At 71.4% G+C, this 4643-nt stretch carries 2 protein-coding genes and 1 pseudogene; 1 reads left to right on the top strand and 2 read right to left on the bottom strand.

The window, feature by feature from the left end; translation table 11 throughout:
* Positions 1-434 precede the first annotated feature (434 nt).
* On the top strand, positions 435-1400 hold the full coding sequence (locus H0W40_RS19265) for an SDR family oxidoreductase (RefSeq protein WP_292449448.1): 966 nt from the start codon (positions 435-437) through the stop codon (positions 1398-1400).
* A gap of 94 nt (positions 1401-1494) precedes the next feature.
* Here the strand turns inward: H0W40_RS19265 and H0W40_RS19260 are convergent.
* Both H0W40_RS19260 and H0W40_RS19255 read right to left on the bottom strand, forming a co-directional pair.
* Positions 1495-4021: pseudogene (locus tag H0W40_RS19260) on the bottom strand (response regulator); the annotation flags it as partial.
* Positions 4022-4170: 149 nt separating this feature from the next.
* The coding region (locus H0W40_RS19255) for a response regulator (protein WP_292449445.1) at positions 4171-4643 on the bottom strand (473 nt) is incomplete at its 5' end.

The raw sequence follows: 4643 nt of genomic DNA, 5'->3' as shown, positions 1-4643 counted from the left end.
GTTCGGAATGCCGACTGTGCAAGCTCAGCGCGCGAGCGCTGCGCCGGGTCGCTGTGTTGCGTTCATGTCCCCCGGGCTGGGCTCACGCCCAGCCCTCCTCCTTGACTTCACTCCACACAGCAACCCGTCACAGTGCTCCTGCCACCACCGTAAACGCTCGGTTGTGCAGTCGTTCGAGGCGGCGACGGTGCCTGCTGCCGAGGGCGTCGGGTGAGCGGCGCAGTGAAGTTAAGGGGGAGGTGTCGGCCGGCAGGCCGACGCCGGAGGACATGAACGGAGCCGGTCGCCCGATGCCCTCGGTAGCTGCGCTGCAGCACCAGCATTGATGCGTTTGAATACGGCTTGGTATCAATGGCTCGAAGCGACCGCGAGCGATTCACCGGCACGTCGCTTGCACAACTGCAGCACTGCCCACTCCAAGAAAGCGCCTCCGCATGTCTGACTCTCATACCGCCCGGCGCGTCGTCCTGACGGGCGCTTCCAGCGGGATCGGTCGCGCCACCGCGCTCGCCTTCGCGCGCGAAGGTGCCGACCTGGTGCTCGCCGCACGCGGCCGCGAAGCGCTTGATACGGTCGCGGCCGAATGCGAAGCGGCGGGCGCCCGCACGCTGGTCGTGCCCACCGACGTAGCCGATGCCGGCGCGATGAGCGAACTCGCGCAGGCCGCGCTCGAGCGCTTCGGCGGCATCGACGTGTGGATCAACAACGTCGGCATCGGCGCGGTCGGGCGGTTCGAGCAAACGCCCATCGAAGCGCACCGCCGGGTGATCGAGGTCAACCTGATCGGCCACATGAACGGCGCACATGCCGTGCTGCCGCATTTCCGCGAGCGGCGCTCGGGCATCCTGATCAACATGATCTCGATCGGCGGCTGGGTTTCGGCGCCCTATGCGGCGGCCTACACGGCGAGCAAGTTCGGGCTGCGCGGGTTCTCCGAATCGCTGCGCGCTGAACTCTCCGACATGCGCGACGTCCACGTGTGCGAGATGTACCCGACCTTCGTCGACACGCCCGGCATGTCGCACGGTGCCAACCACACCGGCCGGCGCCTGCGTCCGAGCCCGCCGCTGGTCGATGCGCGTGAAGTGGCTGCGGCGCTCGTGAAGCTGGCCAAGTCGCCCCGCGCGTCGACCGGCATCGGCAGCGTGGCGCCGCCGGCGCGGCTGGCGCACGCCATCGCCCCCAACCTGCTCGGGCGTCTTTCCAGACAGCTCTTCGATCTGGCACTGGCGCGAGCGCAGCCGGCGCCGATTACCGATGGCAACCTTTTCTCGCCCTCCCAAGGGAGTGCCATCGACGGCGGCTATCGGCGGCCCGTGCCGCTCGGCGTCTCGCTGGCGGCTGTGGCGGCGCTCGGCGCGCTCGCGTGGTGGGCGACGAGCCGACGCGGCGGCCGCTGAGCACCCGAAGGCCAGCGGTGGAGCTCGCACGGCTGCAGTGGAGCGAGCCGGCTTCGCCGGCCTCACCCCCGCCCTCTCCCAGAGGGAGAGGGAGTCACACGGGCGAAGGCCGGCTTTCGCGTTGCGACAGCGCCGCTTCGATGCGCGCCAGCAGCGCCTGCACGTCCACCGGCTTCACCTCATGCAGGTCGAAGCCGGCGGCGGCACTGCGAGCGCGGTCTTCGGGCTGACCATAGCCGGTGACCGCGACGAGCAGCACGTCGCGGCCCTCCGGTTGCGCGCGCAAGCGCTCGGCCAACGCATGGCCGCTCAGGCCGGGCAGGCCGAGATCGACGAGGGCGACATCGGGCCGCTCGGCCAGCGCGGCGGCCAGGCCGCTCGGGCCGTCGGCGCGCGTGCTGACGCGGTGGCCGGCTTCTTCCAGCAGGGCGCGGAGCATCTCGCGCGCGTCGTTGTTGTCTTCCACGATGAGGATGCGGCGCGCGGGCCGGCCTGAAGCTGCCTCGTCGTCCGGCGCCCGCGCGGCCGACGGCGGCGCAGTGGCGGGCAGCCGGAGCGTGAAGGCGCTGCCGCGGCCCGGCCCCTCGCTGGCCGCGTCGATGCTGCCGCCGTGCAGTTCGGCCAGCCGCCGCACCAGCGTCAGCCCGATGCCCAAGGCCGAAGATGCGCGGCAGCAGTTCGGCCGTCATGCCGATGCCGTCGTCGCGCACGCACAGCAGCGCGTGGCCTCCCTCGGCACGCAGCGAAAGTTCGATGTTCCCGCCGGCGGGCGTGTAGCGCAGCGCGTTGGACAGCAGGTTGCTGACGATCTGCTCGAGCCGCGTCTCGTCGCCCTCGACCCAGGTTGTCTGCAGGTCCGAGGCGAGCCGATGGCGCGCGCTCGCGGCATCGCCGAACACCGCCCGGGCGGTGCGCTGCGTCAGCGCCGCGAGCTCCACCGGTCGCCGCGTGAGGGCAATCTTGCCGGTCGCCACCCGGCTGGCGTCGAGCAAGTCGTCCACGAGCCGGGTCACGTGCACGATCTGGCGGCGGATCACGTCGAAGGCGCGTGCCGACGGCTCCGCACCGGCCGCGGCGCCGCCGCGCGCCGCCTTGGCCTCCAGCAGATACGCCGCATTGCTGATGGCACCCAAAGGATTGCGCAGCTCATGGCCGAGCATGGCGAGAAACTCGTCCTTGGCGCGGTTGGCAGCGTCGGATTCGGCACGCGCCCGTTGTTCGCCTTCGAGCAGGCGCAGCCGCTCGGCACGCGCTGCGCGTTCCTCGGTGATGTCGCGCACCTCGACCACGGTGCCGACCGCCGTGCCGTGCTCGCGGATCGGGCTGGCGGTGTAGGCCACGGGGTAGAAACGCCCCGATCGGTGCACGAACACGTCTTCGCCCTGCTGGCGGTCGTTCTCGGGAAAAGCGCGGTCGATGGCGCAGTCCTCGATCGGGTAAGGGCTGCCGCCGGAATGGGTGTGGTGGATCAGGTCGTGCAGCACCCGGCCCTGCACCTCGGCCAGCGTGTAGCCGGTCATCCGCTCGGCGGCCGGATTCATGAACACGCAGTGTTGGCGGCCATTCATCATGAACAGCGCGCCGGTGGCGTTGTCGGTGAGCGCGGCGAGCCGACGGCGCACGTCGTCTCGCGCATGCACAGCGTCCGCGGCATCGTGCAGCGCCTGCTCGAGATCGCCCGCTTCGGTGATGCGCATGGGAGTGCGCGGGCGCGTCGAGAGCGGGCCTCCGCGTGCGAGGCGACGGGCCTGTGCGGCCAGCTCGGCGAACGGCCGCGCGATGCCGCGGCCGAAAACGCGTGCCAGCAGCAGCGCCAGCGCCAACGCGAGGGCCGCGCCGGCGCTTGCGAAGCCCAGGGCACGCCAGGCCCCAACGTGAACGTCGGCGACCGGGATGCCGGTGGCAACCGTCCAGCCACTGAAGGCAGAGCGGTAGAACGGCGTGTAGACGGATCGGCCGTCGCGCGTCGTGCCGCGGACGAAGCCCTGATCGGCGCCGGTCAGTCCCTCGCGCAGATTGCGCGACGCGGGTTGACCCACGTGTTTTTCCGGGTCGATGGTTCGCGCCACGATGGTCTTGTCGGCATCCAGGATCGCGCCCGTCCAGTCCGGCGGCATGCCCTGGGCCGCGAGCAGGCGCTGCATCGGGTGCACGCTCACCACCGCCGTTAGCACGTAGCGGAGCTTGCCGTCCGCCATCACGGGCAGCCGTACCGAGAACACCGACGAGCGGGTGTAGCCGCCCTGCACGAGCGTGCCGATCTGCGGCTGACCGGTGCGCAGCGCTGCGTCGAAGCTCTTGCGCTCCCGAATGGGCGCGATCGGGCTGCCGAAGGGCACGAGCGCATCGACGACGCGCTCGCCCGACGGCAGTGCGAGGTTGATGTTCGACCACGGCTCCCTCGAAGCCGTGGTCCGCACGAGGTGCGCGTGGAACTCCGCCAGATCGTCGGACAGCAGGCTTCCGTCGTCGGCCAGCACCCGCAGCGATTCGACTGAAATCCGCAGTTCGGCATCGACCGCGCTGGCCAGCGCCTGCACCCGGTCGCGGGCTCCGCGCTCGAAAGTGGCGCGCTCACGGTTCACCAGCAGCCACGACAGGGCCACCACCAACGCCAGCATCGGCAGCACGGTGCCCAGCGTCATGCGCAGCAGGTGCGTGCGCAGTGGACGGGGCCGCACGGCGTTCGGTGTCTCGCCCAGGCTCGCGTTGCCGATTGCAGCCGAAGCCGCACCCGGGCTCACGCGTCCGTGCGGATCAGCGGGTCCGTTCATGCGGGCGGCGCCTCGCCCAGCAGCGCCTGCAGCGCCTCCAGATCGGCCGGCTTGACGAGGTGGTGGTCGAAGCCGCTCTCGCGCGTGCGTTCGCGGTCCTTGGCCTGGCCCCAGCCGGTCAGGGCCACCAGCTTGAGCGTGTTGCCACCGGGCATCGCGCGCAGGCGGCGCGCCACCTCGTAGCCGTCCATGCCGGGCATGCCGATGTCGAGCAGCACCACGCTCGGGCGGTGCGTCTGCACGGCGGCCAGCGCGGCCGGGCCGTCGTGAACCACCTTCACGCTGGCGCCCATGAACTCGAGCAGGACGCCCAGGCTGTCGGCCGCATCGGCGTTGTCGTCGACGACCAGCACGCGCTGCGCGGAGGGCGGGGCCGCGGCGCCGCCCGCGTTCGCTGCTTCGGCCTGCAGACCGGCCGGCGCCAGCGGCAGGCGCACCGTGAACTCAGCGCCGCGGCCCGGCCCGGCGC

This window comes from Methylibium sp. (assembly GCF_013817345.1).
Lineage (GTDB): Bacteria > Pseudomonadota > Gammaproteobacteria > Burkholderiales > Burkholderiaceae_C > Methylibium.
This window is presented reverse-complemented; position numbering and strand designations above follow the sequence as displayed.

Coding starts and splice junctions, on each gene's coding strand:
- H0W40_RS19265 (WP_292449448.1), top strand. CDS start 435: ATGTCTGACTCTCATACCGCCCGGCGCGTCGTCCTGACGGGCGCTTCC.